Below are 14,305 nucleotides of genomic sequence, written 5' to 3' on the forward strand. Positions count from 1 at the left end.
TCGAGGAGCGGGGGTCCGGGGCAGCGCCCCGAAAAGGGCGGCACCGCCGGACCCCCGCCTCAGAACGTCAGCGCCGGGCCACACCCTCCGCGCGGGCCGCGGCGGCGACAGCCGCCGTGACCGCCGGGGCGACCCGCTCGTCGAACGGCGACGGGATCACGTAGTCGGCGGCCAGCTCGTCGCCCACCACGTCCGCCAGCGCGTTCGCCGCGGCGATCTTCATGCCCTCGGTGATCCGGGACGCCCGCACCTGGAGCGCGCCGGCGAAGATGCCGGGGAACGCCAGGACGTTGTTGATCTGGTTCGGGTAGTCGGAGCGCCCGGTCGCCACGACGGCCGCGTACTTGTGCGCGATGTCGGGGTGCACCTCGGGGTTCGGGTTCGCCATCGCGAAGACGAACGCGCCGGGTGCCATCGAGGCGACGGCCGGCTCCGGGACCGTACCGCCGGAGACGCCGATGAAGACGTCCGCGCCGGCCAGCGCGGTGTCCAGCGGACCGGAGATGCCGGCCTTGTTCGTGAGCGCGGCCAGCTCCCGCTTGACGTCGGTCAGGTCCTCGCGGTCCCGGCTGACGATGCCCTTGCGGTCGGCGACCGCGACGTCCCCGAGCCCCGCCTCCAGCAGGAACTTGGCGATGGCCACGCCGGCCGCGCCCGCTCCGGAGATGACGGCGCGCAGATCCCCGAGGCTGCGCCCGGACAGCTTCGCGGCGTTGCGCAGAGCGGCGAGCGTGACCACGGCGGTGCCGTGCTGGTCGTCGTGGAAGACCGGGATGTCGAGCCGCTCCTGGAGCTTGCGCTCGATCTCGAAGCAGCGCGGCGCCGAGATGTCCTCCAGGTTCACGCCACCGAAGGACGGGGCGAGCCTGACGACGGTCTCGACGATCTCGTCCGCGTCGGTGGTCGCGAGCGCGATCGGCACCGCGTCGACGCCGCCGAACTGCTTGAACAGGATCGCCTTGCCCTCCATCACCGGGAGGGAGGCCTCGGGTCCGATGTCCCCGAGCCCCAGCACCGCGGTGCCGTCCGTCACGACGGCGACGACCTGCGACTTCCAGGTGTAGTCGTGGACGAGTTCGGGATTCTCCGCGATCGCGCTGCACACCTTCGCCACACCGGGCGTGTACGCGAGGGAGAGGTCGTCCTTGTCCCGGATCGGGACGGTGGCCTGCACGGCCATCTTCCCGCCCCGGTGGAGGGCGAAGGCCGGATCGAACGGCTCGTCGGTCGCACTGCCGGTGCTGTCCGTACTGCTGTCGCTGCGAGGATTGACGATCTCCGCTGCCATGGTGTTGACCCCTTAAGTCTTCATCGTTTGAGGGTGGCCACTCCTGGTTGAGGAGGGGTGGGCGGGCACCGCGTACGTGCCCTGCGCCAGGCGGTTGGCCCGCCCCGGCAGGGGGAGAGGTACGTACGCGCGGGCGCGCCGCACACGCGCCCTGAGCCCCGGATGAGGGGTGTAAACGTCTTTCATACCGGACGGACCGGGTCGTGGACGAGTCCATACCCGCTCGGTGACGTGACTCATAGCCCAATATCTGGACAAAGCCCGCCACGCGAAGAATGAGTGTCCACCGACCGAGACGCACCGCAGATTCTGCGGCCGCAGGAAAGAAACCCCATAGAAGGTCCGGCCTTGGTGTACCGGCCTCGTGAGGATCGGGGATCGCCCGTTACCCGATTTTGACATGACCGGCCCCCTGATTGCGCTGGTCCGAATGGCAAGATGCCGTAATCGCACACGGCGGCGACACCCGACGACGTGTGCCACACCGCCTGGCAACACCACCCTCATCTGCCGGAGGAACCCGATCATGACCGCACGCAAGACTCGTCGTACGACCGCGAAGTCCCGGATCGCAGCGGTCGGCGCCATCGCGGTCGCCGGCACCATGCTGCTGACCGCCTGTGGCGACCAGACGAAGAACAACTCCAGCGACTCCGCCTCCACGAAGGCGAGCGACGGCGCCGCCGCCTCCCCCGCCGACCTCCTCCCGCCCGAGATCAAGTCCAAGGGCGTCATCAAGGTCGGCTCGGACATCGCGTACCCGCCGGTCGAGTTCAAGGACAAGTCCGGCAAGACGGTCGGCATCGACCCGGACCTCGCCGCGGCCCTCGGCAAGGAGCTGGGCGTGGAGTTCCAGTTCGAGAACGGCACGTTCGACACGCTGGTCACGGGTCTGCGCTCCAAGCGCTACGACCTGGCCATGTCGGCGATGACCGACACCAAGGACCGCCAGGAGGGCATCGACCCCGAGACGAAGAAGAAGGTCGGTGAGGGCGTCGACTTCATCGACTACTTCACCGCCGGCGTCTCGATCTACACCAAGAAGGGTGACGACCAGGGGATCAAGACCTGGTCCGACCTCTGCGGCAAGAAGATCGCCGTCCAGCGCAACACCGTCTCGCACGACCTGGCCAAGTCCGAGTCGAAGAAGTGCACCGGCGGCAAGAAGATCGCCATCGAGCCGTACGACAACGACCTGGAGGCCCAGACCCGGCTGCGCTCCGGCGGCGCCGACGCAGGCTCCTCCGACTTCCCGGTCGCCGCGTACGCGGTGAAGACCTCGGGCGGCGGCAAGGACTTCCAGATCGTCGGCGACCAGGTCGAGGCTGCCCCGTACGGCATCGCCATCGCCAAGGGCAACGACCAGCTCACCAAGGCCGTCAAGGCGGCCATGGACGCGATCATCAAGAGCGGCGAGTACGAGAAGATCATCGCCAAGTGGGGCGTCGAGGCCGGTGCGGTCACCGAGGCCAAGCTGAACGGCGGATCGTGACCGGGCGCCGGCGCTGAAAGGCATCAGCCGTGATTGACATCGAGAAGTCGGGCCCGGCCGACGAGCAGCCGCCCACTCCCCCCACCCCGGTGGCCGGACCCGAGGCGATCAAGGCCATCCCGGTCCGGCACTACGGCCGTTACGTGTCGGCGGTCATCGCCATCGCCGCACTGGTCGCGATCATCTATGCCTTCAGCCAGGGAAAGATCACCTGGGGCGCGGTCCCGGATTACTTCTTCGACGACCGCATCGTCAAGGGCGTCGGCCAGACCCTGCTGCTGACCGCCCTGTCCATGGTGATCGGCGTGGTCGGCGGCATCCTGCTGGCCGTCATGCGCCTGTCGAAGAACCCGGTGACCTCGTCGATCGCGTGGTCCTACATCTGGTTCTTCCGCGGGACACCGGTCCTGGTCCAGCTGTTCGTCTGGTTCAACCTGGGGCTGGTCTTCCAGTACATCAACCTCGGACCGATCTACAAGGACTACTGGTCGAGCTTCATGACGCCGCTGCTGACGGCGCTGCTCGGCCTCGGCCTCAACGAGGCCGCGTACATGGCGGAGATCTGCCGGGCCGGTCTGCTCTCGGTCGACGAGGGCCAGACGGAGGCGTCCCACGCGCTGGGCATGAGCCATGCCAAGACCCTGCGACGCGTCGTGATCCCGCAGGCCATGCGGGTGATCGTGCCGCCGACGGGCAACGAGGTCATCAACATGCTCAAGACCACCTCGCTGGTGGCCGCCGTGCAGTTCTACGAACTCTTCAAATACGCCCAGGACATCGGGCAGGCCTCCGGAGCCCCGGTGGAGATGTACTTCCTCGCCGCCGCCTGGTACCTGATCATGACCTCGGTGCTGAGCGTCGGGCAGTACTACCTGGAGCGGTACTACGCCCGGGGCTCCAGCCGCAGTCTGCCGCCCACCCCGATGCAGAAGATCCGGACCAACCTGCTGTCACTGGGCCGCCCGAACGGAGGCATGGCATGACCGCCATGGTGAAGGCCGAGGGCGTCCACAAGTCCTTCGGCGCCGCACACATCCTCAAGGGCATCGACCTGGAGGTCGCCCCGCGCGAGGTCTTCTGTCTGATCGGCCCGTCCGGTTCCGGCAAGTCGACGTTCCTGCGGTGCATCAACCACCTGGAACAGATCAGCGCCGGCCGGCTGTCCGTCGACGGCGAGCTGGTGGGCTACCGGCAGAAGGGCGACAAGCTCTACGAGCTGAAGGACAGCGAGGTCGCCCTGAAGCGCCGGGACATCGGCATGGTCTTCCAGCGCTTCAACCTGTTCCCGCACATGACGGCGATCGAGAACGTCATGGAGGCCCCGGTCCAGGTCAAGCGCGAGTCCAAGGCCGTCGCCCGTGCGCGGGCGACCCAGCTGCTCGACCGGGTCGGCCTGTCCGACAAGGCGAACAACTACCCCTCGCAGCTCTCCGGCGGCCAGCAGCAGCGGGTGGCCATCGCCCGCGCACTGGCCATGGAGCCGAAGCTGATGCTCTTCGACGAGCCCACGTCGGCGCTCGACCCGGAGCTGGTGGGCGATGTCCTGGACGTCATGCGCGGTCTCGCCGACGACGGCATGACGATGATCGTCGTGACCCACGAGATGGGCTTCGCCCGCGAGGTGGGGGACGCGCTGGTCTTCATGGACGACGGTGTGGTGGTCGAATCGGGCCACCCGCGCGACGTGCTGACCAACCCGCAGCACGACCGGACGAAGTCGTTCCTGTCCAAGGTGCTCTAGGACGGTACGAGGGGAGGGCGGTACGGACTCGAAGGTCCGTACCGCCCTCCCCTCCCCCGTTCGCCGGCGCGCTACTTCTTCGGCAGCAGCTCCGGGCTGAGCATCAGCGTCCGCAACTGCGCCCGCGTCAGCGGCGGGGCCTTGAGCAGCGGACCCTGCGAGCCGGCGGCCTCGAAGCCGGTGCTGTCCCGGACGGCCAGCATCCCCCCGTCCTTGAGCGTGAGCCGGGCCACGAGCTCGGGGCCCCACTTGGGTGTGCCGCCGTAGTTCATCGCGTCACTCCAGATGGTCAGCACCCGCCCGTCCGGCAACTTCTCCCGGACGCAGTCGTCGGGGGCGGGCTCCCCGGCCTTGTCCTTGCACAGGTTCTCGTCCCGGGGGGCGCCGCCGAGCTTCGCGTCCAGCATCTTCGGGGTCTTGACGTCGACGGTCAGATAGCCGACCCCGCCGTCCCTGCGCACGGAGTACTGGCCGTCCAGCGGCCCGACCGGATGCTCCTCGGCCTGCTCCGACGACGCGTGCTTGATGATGACGGCCATCGAGACCTGCTCGACCGCACCGACCCCCTTCGGCAGCAGTGCCGTCAGCTCCTCGGCCCGTCCGCTGTTGCCGACCAGCTCGGTGGGGGCCGCCACCGAGGAGTCCTGCGGGGCCGGTCCCGAGGAGAGCCCCGGCACCACGAACGCCCCTGCGGCGACCGCGCAGACCGCCGCGGCCGACGCCCCGGCCCGGCGGCGCCGCCGCACCCGGGCCGCCCCGGCGTAGACCGCTTCCGTGCTGATGACCGGCTGCCCCGCGTCCTCCGCGGCCCGCCCCAGCAGCTCACGCACCTCGCTCATACCTTCTCCTCCGTCATCTCGGCGCGCAGCGCCGCCAACCCCCGAGCCGCGTGGCTCTTGACCGTGTTCTCCCGCATCCCGAGCAGTGCGGCCGTGGCCTGGATGCTCAGGTCCTCCCAGTAGCGCAGCACCAGTACGGCCCGCTGCCTGGCGGTGAGCCGGGCGAGTGCCGCCCGGACCGCGAGGCCGGTGTCCGTGTCGGGCGCGCGGTCCGCCCGGTCGGGCAGTTCGCCGTACGACTGCTCCCGGCGCCAGAACCGGCGGCGGGACGCGATGAAGGTGTTGACCAGGGTCTTGCGTGCGTACGCCTCGATGTTGTCGAGCCGCCCGTGCCGCCGCCCGCCGAGCACCACCTTGACCAGGGCCGTCTGAACCAGGTCCTCGGCCTCGTGGCGGTCTCCGCAGAGCAGGTAGGCGCTGCGGTACAGCGCGGTGCGTCTGCTCTCCACGAAGGCGTGCAGCGCGGCATCGTCATCGATCCGCATCGTCACCGCCCCTCTCCGGGTCCGCCGGTGCGGACCGTCTCACCCTTCCAGTGCGGTGGGGCGCGGGGCGGGTTGCGGCAGCCGGCCGGAAAACCCGGGAGGGGCGGCCCGGACCGTCGTCCGCGCCGCCCCTCCCGGGATACTGCCGCTACTTCACCGCGAGCACCAGGCTGTCCGAGGGCGAGGCCCAGACGGCCCGCGCCTCGCCGAAACCGGCCGCGCGCAGGGTGTCCGCGTGCCAGCGCACGGACGGCATGTCGCCGTCGGCGTGCTCGCCGTAGATCGCGAACCGTTCGGCGGTCGGGCCGGCGAGCACCGGGTCCTGCGCGGCGAGCGCCCACCAGTCCGCCCAGTCCACGGCGCCGGCGGCCTTGGCCCGGTCCATGCCGGCGTGCCGTCGGGCGCGTTCGGCGGCGTTGATCCGGGGGGTGTCCGTATCGATCATGTGGTCGGCGTTCATGAACACCCCGCCGGCCCGGACGAGGCCGCCGATCTGCCCGTAGAGGGTGGTGAGCGGCTCGCTGTGCAGCCAGTGCAGGGCGGTGGCGGTGAGCACCGCGTCGTACGAGTCGTACGGCAGCGCGTCCGTCCACCGAGGGTCCTTGAGGTCCGCGGTGACGAAGGTGACGCGCTCGTCGCCGTCGAAGGAGCCGCGGGCGATGGCGAGCAGCGCGGGATCGAGGTCGACCCCGGTGCTGGTGGCCTTCGGGAACCGCCGGAGCAGCCGGTCCGTAATACTTCCCGTACCGCACGCGAGGTCCAGCACCCGCGGTTCGGGGCCGACCAGGGCCTCGGTCATGTCGAGCATCACGCGGAAGCGTTCCTCGCGGTCGGGCATGTACCACTCCTGCTGCCGGTCCCAGCTCTCCTGCCAGGACTGCCAGTCGGTACCCCGCGCTGTCTCCGTCACCCGAAACCCTCCTTTGTAATACCCTGGACCCAGAGAAGACCATTACATCATCGTCGCACCGACCTTAGACCGACGCCGTAAGGACTACAAGTGGAACTGGCCTATTACTCGGACTACGCCGTGCGCCTGGTCAACACCGAGGAGCCGGCCCGCAACAAGGACACCCTCACCTCGGTCGACGCGGTGCGCGAGCTCTTCGGCGTCAACGGGCAGGCCGCCCGCCGGGCGACCGACGCGGACGTGACCCGCTTCCGGTCCGTACGGGCCAGGCTCCGCTCGGTCTTCGAGGCGGCCGACGGCGGCGACGAGACGCTGGCCGTGGACCTGCTCAACTCGCTGCTGCTGGAGTTCCCGGTCAGCCCGCAGATCTCCGGCCACAACATCCGGGACGCGGACGGCAAGCCGGACTGGCACATGCACCTGGCCGACCACCCGTCCAACGCCACGGCGGGGTACGCGGCGACCGCGGCAATGGGCCTCGCCTTCCACCTCACCTCGTACGGCGTGGACCGGCTCGGCCTGTGCGAGGCGGCGCCGTGCCGCAACGCCTACCTCGACACCTCGACCAACCGCTCCCGCCGCTACTGCTCGGACCGCTGCGCGACCCGCGCCAACGTCGCGGCCTACCGGGCCCGCAAGCGCCTGGAGACGGAGCGCGCCGCCGAGACCGGCCGCAGCGCGGAGACCGCCCAGCCCGCCACCCCGCGCAACGAGCGCTGATCCTTCGTCAGCGGCCGGTAGCGCGCCCGCACCCTGGCCAGTACCAGCTCCTCGGGCACGACCCCGTAGTCCGTGCTGTCGCCGCCCGCGAACCTGTTGTCACCGAGCACCCACCAGCCCCCGGTCCGCCGCTCCACGGCACGCTTGACCACCAGCAGGTCCTGCTGGAACGGATGCCTCAGGATCACCACGTCACCGGGGCGCACCGGCGCCCCGTACTGCACGAGCAGCCAGTCCCCGTGGTGGAGCGTGGGCACCATCGAGGGCCCGGTCACCTCCACCACCTGGAACGGCACCCGCGCCAGCCCGCGTCCGGGCTGTTCATCGGTCAGCTCCGGCAACTCCGGCACCTCCCGCATCTCTCCGGCACCTCCCCGTCAGTCCAGCACACCGTCCACACAGCGTTCCGTACATTCGGCCACTGGTCCCATCCTCACCCTGGACTTTTGGCCTAAGCCCATGGGGGCACCCACTATTTCGCGGCTCTCACGGAGTAATGTCCCACCTGAGAAGACGATCACGAGGAAGGACAGCCCCATGCTTTCCCGCCTGTTTGCCCCCAAGGTGAAGGTCAGCGCCCACTGCGACCTCCCCTGCGGCGTGTACGACCCGGCCCAGGCCCGCATCGAGGCGGAGTCGGTCAAGGCCGTCCAGGAGAAGTACCAGGCCAACGAGGACGCGGACTTCCGCACGCGCTCGATCCTGATCAAGGAGCAGCGCGCCGAGCTCGCGAAGCACCACGTCTCGGTGCTCTGGAGCGACTACTTCAAGCCGCCGCACTTCGAGAAGTACCCGGAGCTGCACCAGCTGGTCAACGACACCCTGAAGGCGCTCTCCGCGGCCAAGGGCTCGAACGACCCGGCGACCGGCCAGAAGGCTCTGGACCTGATCGCCCAGATCGACAAGATCTTCTGGGAGACCAAGAAGGCCTGATCTCCGGCCGGGCAGCCTGACCCGCGGTTCTCGCCGGTCACGCAGCCCACCCGACCGCACCCGGTCCGCCGGTCGCCCGCAAGGGCGTCCGTGTCGGGCCGGGTGCGGTCTTGTTGGCGGACGCCCCCGTGGTGATCGAAGCCGGAAGGGGCCATGGCGAGGCGCGCTCCGGCCGGCTGGGGCTGGCTCAGGGGCTGAGCAGCGTGCCCTGACCCATGCCGCGCAGCAGGGTGTCGACCACGAGCGCGGCCAGTTCGTCCTCGTTCCTGGTTTCGGTGGCGCGGGTCTGGGCGGCCTCGTGGATCAGGGCGTAGTAGACGCGGCGGGCCCACGCCAGGTCCGTGCCGGGGCGCAGGATGCCCGCTTCCAGGGCCCGCCGGAACAGCCGGTCGCACTGGTCGAGCACTTCGGCGTGCACGCGTGCCACCTCGGGGTCCTCCGGGGTGGTGGCACTCATCGCGAAGCCCCACCCGGTCTTGACCCTAAGGACGTTGGCGGTCACCTGGTAGAGGGCGACCAGGGGCGGGGCGCTGTCGGCGCGGGCACTCGTCACGGCTTCGTGGAACTGCCGGGCGGCCCACTCCCGCAGCGCGGCCACGAGCGCCTCGCGGCTGCTGAACCGGCGGTGGACCGTGGTGCGCGCGACGCCCGCCTCCTCCGCGATCTGCTCCATCGTGGCGGCCGGGTTGGCGCCGAGGACCCGCTCGGCGGCTTCCAGGATCGCCCTGACCGTCCGCTCCGTATCGGCGCGCAGCGGTCGCTGCTGACTCTTCCGGTCCACGAGGCCCCTCACATCCCATCTTGTGTTCGAACAGGCTACGGGACAGTCGCCGCTCATCCACGACTTGCAACATCCATGTTGCAGCTCCTAGGGTTGTTGCATCACTAGCGACCCATCTAGGTGAAGGGGTGCCTCATGGACCTGCAACTGACCGGCAAGACCGCCGTCGTGACCGGCGCGAGCCGCGGAATCGGCCTGGCCACCGTGTCCGCGCTGATGGGAGAGGGGATGCGGGTGGTCGGCGCGGCGCGGACCGTCACGCCGGAGCTCAAGGAGACCGGCGCGGTCTGCGTCGCCATGGACCTCTCCGCGCCCGACGCCCCGGGCCAGCTGGTCGCTCTGGCGGCGGCCGAGTTCGGCGGGCTCGACCTCCTGGTGAACAACGTCGGCGGGGGCGACTCGGGCGCGGACCCGACGGGCGGGTTCCTCGGCTTCACGGACCAGCAGTGGCACGACACGTTCAACCTGAACTTCATGACGGCCGTCCGCACCACACGGGCCGCCCTGCCCCACCTCACGGAGAGCCGGGGCTCCATCGTCAACATCTCCTCCAACGGGGCCAGGACCCCGCACGCGGGCCCCGTCCCGTACACCACCGCGAAGGCGGCGCTGACGGCGTTCGGCAAGGCGCTGGCCGAGGAGTTCGGCCCGCTGGGCGTGCGCGTCAACACCGTCTCGCCCGGCCCCGTCCGCACCGCCATGTGGGAGAGCCCGGACGGGTACGGGGCCGAGCTGTCCAGGTCGATGGGCGTGGAGCACGAACAGCTCCTGGCCGGTCTCCCGGCCGCCGTGGGCATGGTCACCGGCAGGCTCGTACACCCGGAGGAGGTCGCCGCGCTCGTCTCCTGGCTCGCCTCCGCCCGCGCCGGCAGCATCACCGGCGCGGACCACATCATCGACGGAGGCTCGATCAAGACGGTGTGACCGTGCCCCGCTCCGCTCGTCGGCCGCCGAGGAACGCCCCGGCGAGCAGAGCCCCGGCCAGGACCAGCGCGGAGTTGACGAGGGTCGCGACCGCGACCCCCGACAGGACGCCCTGCGGGCCGGTGTCCCCCGAGCCGGCGATCCGGGCGGTCGCGATCGCGCTCATGACCGGGATGCCCAGGGTGATGCCGACCTGCTGGGTCATCGTGGCGAGGCCGGTGGCCAGGCCCTGCTCCTCGTCCGGGAGGCCGGAGGTGGCGGTGACCATGAAGCCGACGATCATCAGCATGTTGCCGATGCCCCCGATGAACGTGGCCGCCAGCAGCAGCCAGATCCATGTCCCCGAGGTGCCGAGCGCGACCAGGGACAGGGTGGCCGCCGCCTGGACGATGCCGCCGGTGACGATGGTGGCGCGGTTGCCGAAGCGGCCGACGGCCCGGCCGCCCAGGGTGCCGCCGATGACCGTGCCGATGCCGAGGACACCGAAGGCGAGCCCCGTCGCGAGGGGCGAGTAGCCCAGCACCTCCTGGAGGTAGAGCGTCAGCAGGAAGACCAGCGAGGTCTCGGTCACGAAGGCGATCAGACCGGTGGCGTTGCCCCAGATGACGCTGCGGCGCTTGAGGATGTGTACGGGGACGAGCGGTGCGGCGGCCCTCTTCTCGACGAACCAGAAGCCGACGAGCAGCGCGATGCCCGCCAGGAGTGCGGCCAGGGTGGCGGGCGTGGTCCAGCCGGTCGCGCCCGCCCGGGTCAGCCCGTAGACCAGGAGCAGCAGGCCGCCGGTGACGGTCGCGGCTCCGGGCACGTCCAGGCGGGGGCGGCGCGCCGGGCGCGAGTCGGTGATGACGGACGGGGCCAGGGCGACGACGAGTGCGGCGACGGGCACGTTGACGAAGAAGGCCCAGCGCCAGGAGAGCAGGTCGGTGAGCAGCCCGCCGAGGATGGCGCCCGCCGTGAATCCGGCGGACATCAGTGCCCCGTTGAGGCCCAGGGCGCGTTCGCGCAGCGGGCCCTCCTTGAATGCCGTGGTCAGCAGGGCGAGTCCGGCCGGAGTGACGGCCGCGGTGGCGAGACCCTGGAGGACCCGGGCGGTGAGCAGCACCTCCGGGGAGGTCGCGAGCCCGCCCAGCGCCGAGGAGAGGCCCAGGACGACCATGCCGCCGATGAACAGGCGCTTGCGGCCGACGAGGTCGGCGACGCGGCCGAACAGGAGCGTGAACCCGGCGGCCGCCAGGGCGAACGCGGTGGCGATCCACTGGAGGTCCGGGAGGGCGAAGCCGAGTCCCTCACCGACGACGGGCAGTGCGACGTTCAGGATCGAGAAGTCCACCGCGATCATGAACTGGGCGCCGAGGAGGAGGGCGAGTACGAGCTTCTGCCGGCCGGTCATCCGGGACGGGTCCGGCGGAGCGGCGTCACCGAGGGAGCCGAGGGACGAGCCGATGGGGGCGCGGGACGGGGTCTGACCGGGGGCGGGCGGGGTCTGACCGGGTACGGACGGGGTCTGGCTGGGTGCGGACATGGTCGCCTTCTTCGGACGGAGGTTTTAACGGATCTGGAGTTCCGTTAAGATGAGGTGACCGTAGCAGAGGAAGGCGCAGTAATGGAACTGGAGACCCGTTATGACATCTGAGGGTGTGGAACCCGGTACGGTCCGGCCCGGCGGTCGCACCGCCCGGGTGCGGGAGGCCGTTCTGCGCGCGGCGGGTGACGCGCTGGCCGAACACGGCTTCGACCGCCTCGATCTGGCCGACGTCGCACGCCGTGCGGAGGTGGGCAAGACGACCGTCTACCGCCGCTGGTCCAGCCCCACCGGGCTGATCGCGGATCTGCTCGACGACATGGCCGAGCAGTCCTCCCCGCGCACGGCGACCGGCTCGCTGGCCGGGGACCTCAGGGCCAACGCCCGGCTCGTGCTCGACACCCTGACCGACCCCCGCCAGGGCGCCCTGTTCCGCTCCGTGATCGCGGCCGCGGCCTGCGACGAGCGCACGGGCCGGGCGCTGAACCGCTTCTACGCGATCCGGATCAAGGAGTGGTCCGGCTGTGTCACCGAGGCCGTCGAGCGCGGGGAGCTGCCCGCCGGCACCGATCCGGACGAGGTCATCCGTGCCGTGTCGGCGCCGCTCTACTACCGCCTGCTGGCCAGCGGCGACCCGCTCGACGCGGCGGCCGCCGACCGCGCGGCCGACGCCGCCGTCGCGGCCGCGAGGGCGGGTGCGTACGTGAGCTGAGCCCGCCTCAGCCCGCCCGCAGCCGGGCCGCCCAGGGGTGGTCCGCGCCCTCGGCCAGGGTGATCGTCTCGGTCAGCCAGGCGCGCTGGTCCTCGCCGAGGACCGGCAGCGCGGCCTCGAAGTCCCGCTCGTCCTTGGGGCGCCGGGACCGGGCCTTGTACAACAGCTGCACCTGCGGCACGAGATGGGGGACGCCGTCCCCGGAGACCGTGCCCAGCCGGGCCAGCGGGAGCCTGATCCTGGGGTCGCGCCGGAACACCCAGTCCTCGCCCACCACGTCGTCCAGCATGAACTGGACGCGCCACGGCTCGTCCGGGCCCGGCCGGCACCAGATGTCGTGCACCAGCTCCGGCAGCACCTCGCCGGGGCGCCAGGGCCGCAGCGTGCCGGGCGGATCGGCGGCCCACCACTCCCAGCCGGGAAGCGCCCGCTGGACGGCGAGCTGGTCCCGGCGCAGCAGGAGCACGTCGATGTCGGCGTGCTCACGGTAGGCGCGGCCGACGGCCAGCTCGACCGCGTACCCGCCCGCGATCCACCACGGGCCGCTCAGCGGGGCGAGCAGGGCGACGGTCGCGGAGAGGGACAGCGGGTCCCAGGGGCCCCAGGGGGTCTCCGTGCGCACGGCGTCCTCAGCCCGGCAGGAGCAGGTGCCGGTAGCTGTCCGGATGCTCCCTGAGGTAGGTGGCCAGGTCCTTGGGTGGCCGGCCGGTGAGCCGTCGCACGGCGTCCGAGACCGTGGCCATCTCACCGGCCGCGATGGCCTCGTACGATGTCACCCATCCCGCCACCTCCCAGTCCGGCGCGCCGTACCCCGAGCGTGAGGCGTAGGCCTCCTCCCGCGTCTCCGGCACGTAGGTGACGGTCCGTCCGGTGACCCTGCCCAGCTCCTCGGCCGCCTCGGCGAGGGTGAACGCCTCCGGTCCGGTCAGGTCGTACGTCACCCCGTCGTGCGCGGCGTCCCCCGCCAGGTCGCCGCCGGGCAGCAGTACCGCGGTCGCCGCGTCGGCGATGTCCTCGTGGGCCACCGCGGCCACCCGGCCGTCCCCGGCCGGGCCGCGCAGCACGCCGTCGGCGCCGGTCATCGCCGGCAGGCCCGCGAGGTACCAGCTGTCGCGGAGGAAGGTGTGGCGGACACCGGAGACCCGGATGTGCGCCTCGGTCTCCCAGTGGTCGCGGGCGAAGGTGAACGTCGCGTCCGGCGCCGCGCCGAGGAACGAGACGTACACGATCCGTTCGACGCCCGCCGCCGTCGCCGCGTCCACGGCGCTGAGATGTTCACCCACCCGGTCCGGGCTCTCGTGCGCCGATACGAGGAACAGGGTGTGCGCCCCGGCCAGCGCCCGGCGCATCGCGTCCCCGTCGCCGTAGGGCGCGGCCGGCGCGATGTCGGCGCCGGGCAGTTCCGGCAGCCGGGACGGGTCGCGGCCCAGCAGGCGGACCGGAACGCCCGCCCGGACCAGCCGCCTCGCCACCCGGCCGCCGAGCGCACCGCTCGCGCCGGTGACCGCGGTGAGGGGACCGCTCGTGAGGTCTTCGGGGCCGTGCCTCTCGCCGGATGGTGTGTGGTCCGATGGCGTGTCGTCCGATGGGGTCATGCCTGATCGCCTTCCTTGCGCTGCCAGGGGCGCACCTCCACGACCGCGTCGACCGGAACCGGTCCGTAGATGTGCGGGAACTCCTCGCCGCCGGGTGTGACCGACTCGTAGCGCACGGGCGCGGGGAGCCGCTCGGTGTCGATGACGAGGACCACCAGGTCCTGGTCACCGGCTCCGGCCCGGTTCCCGGCGCCGTACAGCATCTCGGCCACACCGGGGAGCTGGTGCGGCAGCGAGCAGTGGATGAAGCCCTCTTCGTGCAGGGTGCGGCCGCGGGTGGACGTCTCGTACGTCCCGGTCCCGCGGGCCGCCTCCCACAACGGGCTTTCGGTGAGGTGCAGCAGTTCGGCCATGGCCCAAAAC

The 14,305-nt window shown here is 71.1% G+C and carries 17 protein-coding genes; 7 read left to right on the top strand and 10 right to left on the bottom strand.

Going from position 1 to position 14,305, the window contains the following annotated elements:
• Positions 1–67: 67 nt before the first annotated feature.
• A complete protein-coding gene (locus EDD93_RS02555; RefSeq protein WP_123523613.1) occupies positions 68–1,288 on the bottom strand; it encodes an NADP-dependent malic enzyme in 1,221 nt (406 codons plus the stop codon).
• A 526-nt stretch (positions 1,289–1,814) separates the two neighbouring features.
• On the opposite strand from EDD93_RS02555, the gene EDD93_RS02560 reads away from it, so the two are divergent.
• Genes EDD93_RS02560 through EDD93_RS02570 form a run of 3 tightly spaced genes read left to right on the top strand, consistent with a single transcriptional unit; the run spans position 1,815 to position 4,521 of the window.
• Positions 1,815–2,780, top strand: coding sequence for an ABC transporter substrate-binding protein (locus tag EDD93_RS02560; protein ID WP_123523614.1), 966 nt, complete (start codon positions 1,815–1,817; stop codon positions 2,778–2,780).
• Between the two features lie 29 nt (positions 2,781–2,809).
• Positions 2,810–3,763, top strand: a complete 954-nt coding sequence (locus tag EDD93_RS02565) for an amino acid ABC transporter permease (RefSeq protein WP_123523615.1) — start codon at positions 2,810–2,812, stop codon at positions 3,761–3,763.
• Positions 3,764–3,768: 5 nt separating this feature from the next.
• Positions 3,769–4,521 (top strand): amino acid ABC transporter ATP-binding protein, encoded by a 753-nt coding sequence (locus tag EDD93_RS02570; RefSeq protein ID WP_123527548.1) that lies wholly within the window; start codon positions 3,769–3,771, stop codon positions 4,519–4,521.
• 71 nt (positions 4,522–4,592) lie between these two features.
• Here the strand turns inward: EDD93_RS02570 and EDD93_RS02575 are convergent, their stop codons facing one another.
• From EDD93_RS02575 to EDD93_RS02585, 3 genes are all read right to left on the bottom strand, one after another.
• A complete protein-coding gene (locus EDD93_RS02575; protein ID WP_123523616.1) occupies positions 4,593–5,360 on the bottom strand; it encodes a hypothetical protein in 768 nt (255 codons plus the stop codon).
• On the bottom strand, positions 5,357–5,845 hold the full coding sequence (locus tag EDD93_RS02580; protein WP_123527549.1) for a SigE family RNA polymerase sigma factor: 489 nt from the start codon (positions 5,843–5,845) through the stop codon (positions 5,357–5,359). The genes EDD93_RS02575 and EDD93_RS02580 overlap by 4 nt, the downstream gene beginning before the upstream one ends.
• Positions 5,846–5,993: 148 nt before the next feature.
• Entirely contained in the window at positions 5,994–6,755 is a 762-nt protein-coding gene (locus EDD93_RS02585; RefSeq protein ID WP_123523617.1) for a trans-aconitate 2-methyltransferase, read from the bottom strand.
• Positions 6,756–6,845: 90 nt separating this feature from the next.
• Here EDD93_RS02585 and EDD93_RS02590 point away from each other — a divergent pair, with 90 nt between their 5' ends.
• A complete protein-coding gene (locus EDD93_RS02590) occupies positions 6,846–7,475 on the top strand; it encodes an ABATE domain-containing protein (protein WP_123523618.1) in 630 nt (209 codons plus the stop codon).
• Here EDD93_RS02590 and sodX read toward each other — a convergent pair.
• Entirely contained in the window at positions 7,379–7,834 is a 456-nt protein-coding gene (gene sodX / locus EDD93_RS02595) for a nickel-type superoxide dismutase maturation protease (RefSeq protein ID WP_123523619.1), read from the bottom strand. The genes EDD93_RS02590 and sodX overlap by 97 nt on opposite strands.
• Before the next feature lie 178 nt (positions 7,835–8,012).
• Between sodX and sodN the strand changes: the two genes are divergently transcribed.
• Complete coding sequence (sodN, locus tag EDD93_RS02600; RefSeq protein ID WP_073736973.1) at positions 8,013–8,408, top strand: superoxide dismutase, Ni; 396 nt, start codon at positions 8,013–8,015, stop codon at positions 8,406–8,408.
• Positions 8,409–8,595: 187 nt separating this feature from the next.
• Here the strand turns inward: sodN and EDD93_RS02605 are convergent, their stop codons facing one another.
• Positions 8,596–9,189 carry a TetR/AcrR family transcriptional regulator gene (locus tag EDD93_RS02605; RefSeq protein ID WP_260255596.1) on the bottom strand — a complete coding sequence of 198 codons (594 nt, stop codon included), beginning with the start codon at positions 9,187–9,189 and terminating at the stop codon, positions 8,596–8,598.
• Between the two features lie 135 nt (positions 9,190–9,324).
• On the opposite strand from EDD93_RS02605, the gene EDD93_RS02610 reads away from it, so the two are divergent.
• Entirely contained in the window at positions 9,325–10,113 is a 789-nt protein-coding gene (locus EDD93_RS02610) for an SDR family oxidoreductase (RefSeq protein ID WP_123523621.1), read from the top strand.
• Here the strand turns inward: EDD93_RS02610 and EDD93_RS02615 are convergent.
• Entirely contained in the window at positions 10,100–11,635 is a 1,536-nt protein-coding gene (locus EDD93_RS02615) for an MFS transporter (protein ID WP_123523622.1), read from the bottom strand. The genes EDD93_RS02610 and EDD93_RS02615 overlap by 14 nt on opposite strands.
• A 100-nt stretch (positions 11,636–11,735) precedes the next feature.
• On the opposite strand from EDD93_RS02615, the gene EDD93_RS02620 reads away from it, so the two are divergent.
• On the top strand, positions 11,736–12,347 hold the full coding sequence (locus EDD93_RS02620) for a TetR/AcrR family transcriptional regulator (protein ID WP_123523623.1): 612 nt from the start codon (positions 11,736–11,738) through the stop codon (positions 12,345–12,347).
• 7 nt (positions 12,348–12,354) lie between these two features.
• On the opposite strand, the gene EDD93_RS02625 is transcribed toward EDD93_RS02620, so the two are convergent.
• Genes EDD93_RS02625 through EDD93_RS02635 form a run of 3 tightly spaced genes read right to left on the bottom strand, consistent with a single transcriptional unit; the run spans position 12,355 to position 14,295 of the window.
• Complete coding sequence (locus tag EDD93_RS02625; RefSeq protein ID WP_123523624.1) at positions 12,355–12,969, bottom strand: nucleotidyltransferase domain-containing protein; 615 nt, start codon at positions 12,967–12,969, stop codon at positions 12,355–12,357.
• A 7-nt stretch (positions 12,970–12,976) separates the two neighbouring features.
• On the bottom strand, positions 12,977–13,942 hold the full coding sequence (locus tag EDD93_RS02630; protein ID WP_123523625.1) for an SDR family oxidoreductase: 966 nt from the start codon (positions 13,940–13,942) through the stop codon (positions 12,977–12,979).
• Positions 13,939–14,295 carry a DUF952 domain-containing protein gene (locus EDD93_RS02635; RefSeq protein ID WP_123523626.1) on the bottom strand — a complete coding sequence of 119 codons (357 nt, stop codon included), beginning with the start codon at positions 14,293–14,295 and terminating at the stop codon, positions 13,939–13,941. Before EDD93_RS02635 ends, EDD93_RS02630 begins: the two co-directional genes overlap by 4 nt.
• Positions 14,296–14,305: the final 10 nt, after the last annotated feature.

Origin of the sequence: Streptomyces sp. 840.1 (assembly GCF_003751445.1) — a bacterium.
GTDB lineage: Bacteria > Actinomycetota > Actinomycetes > Streptomycetales > Streptomycetaceae > Streptomyces.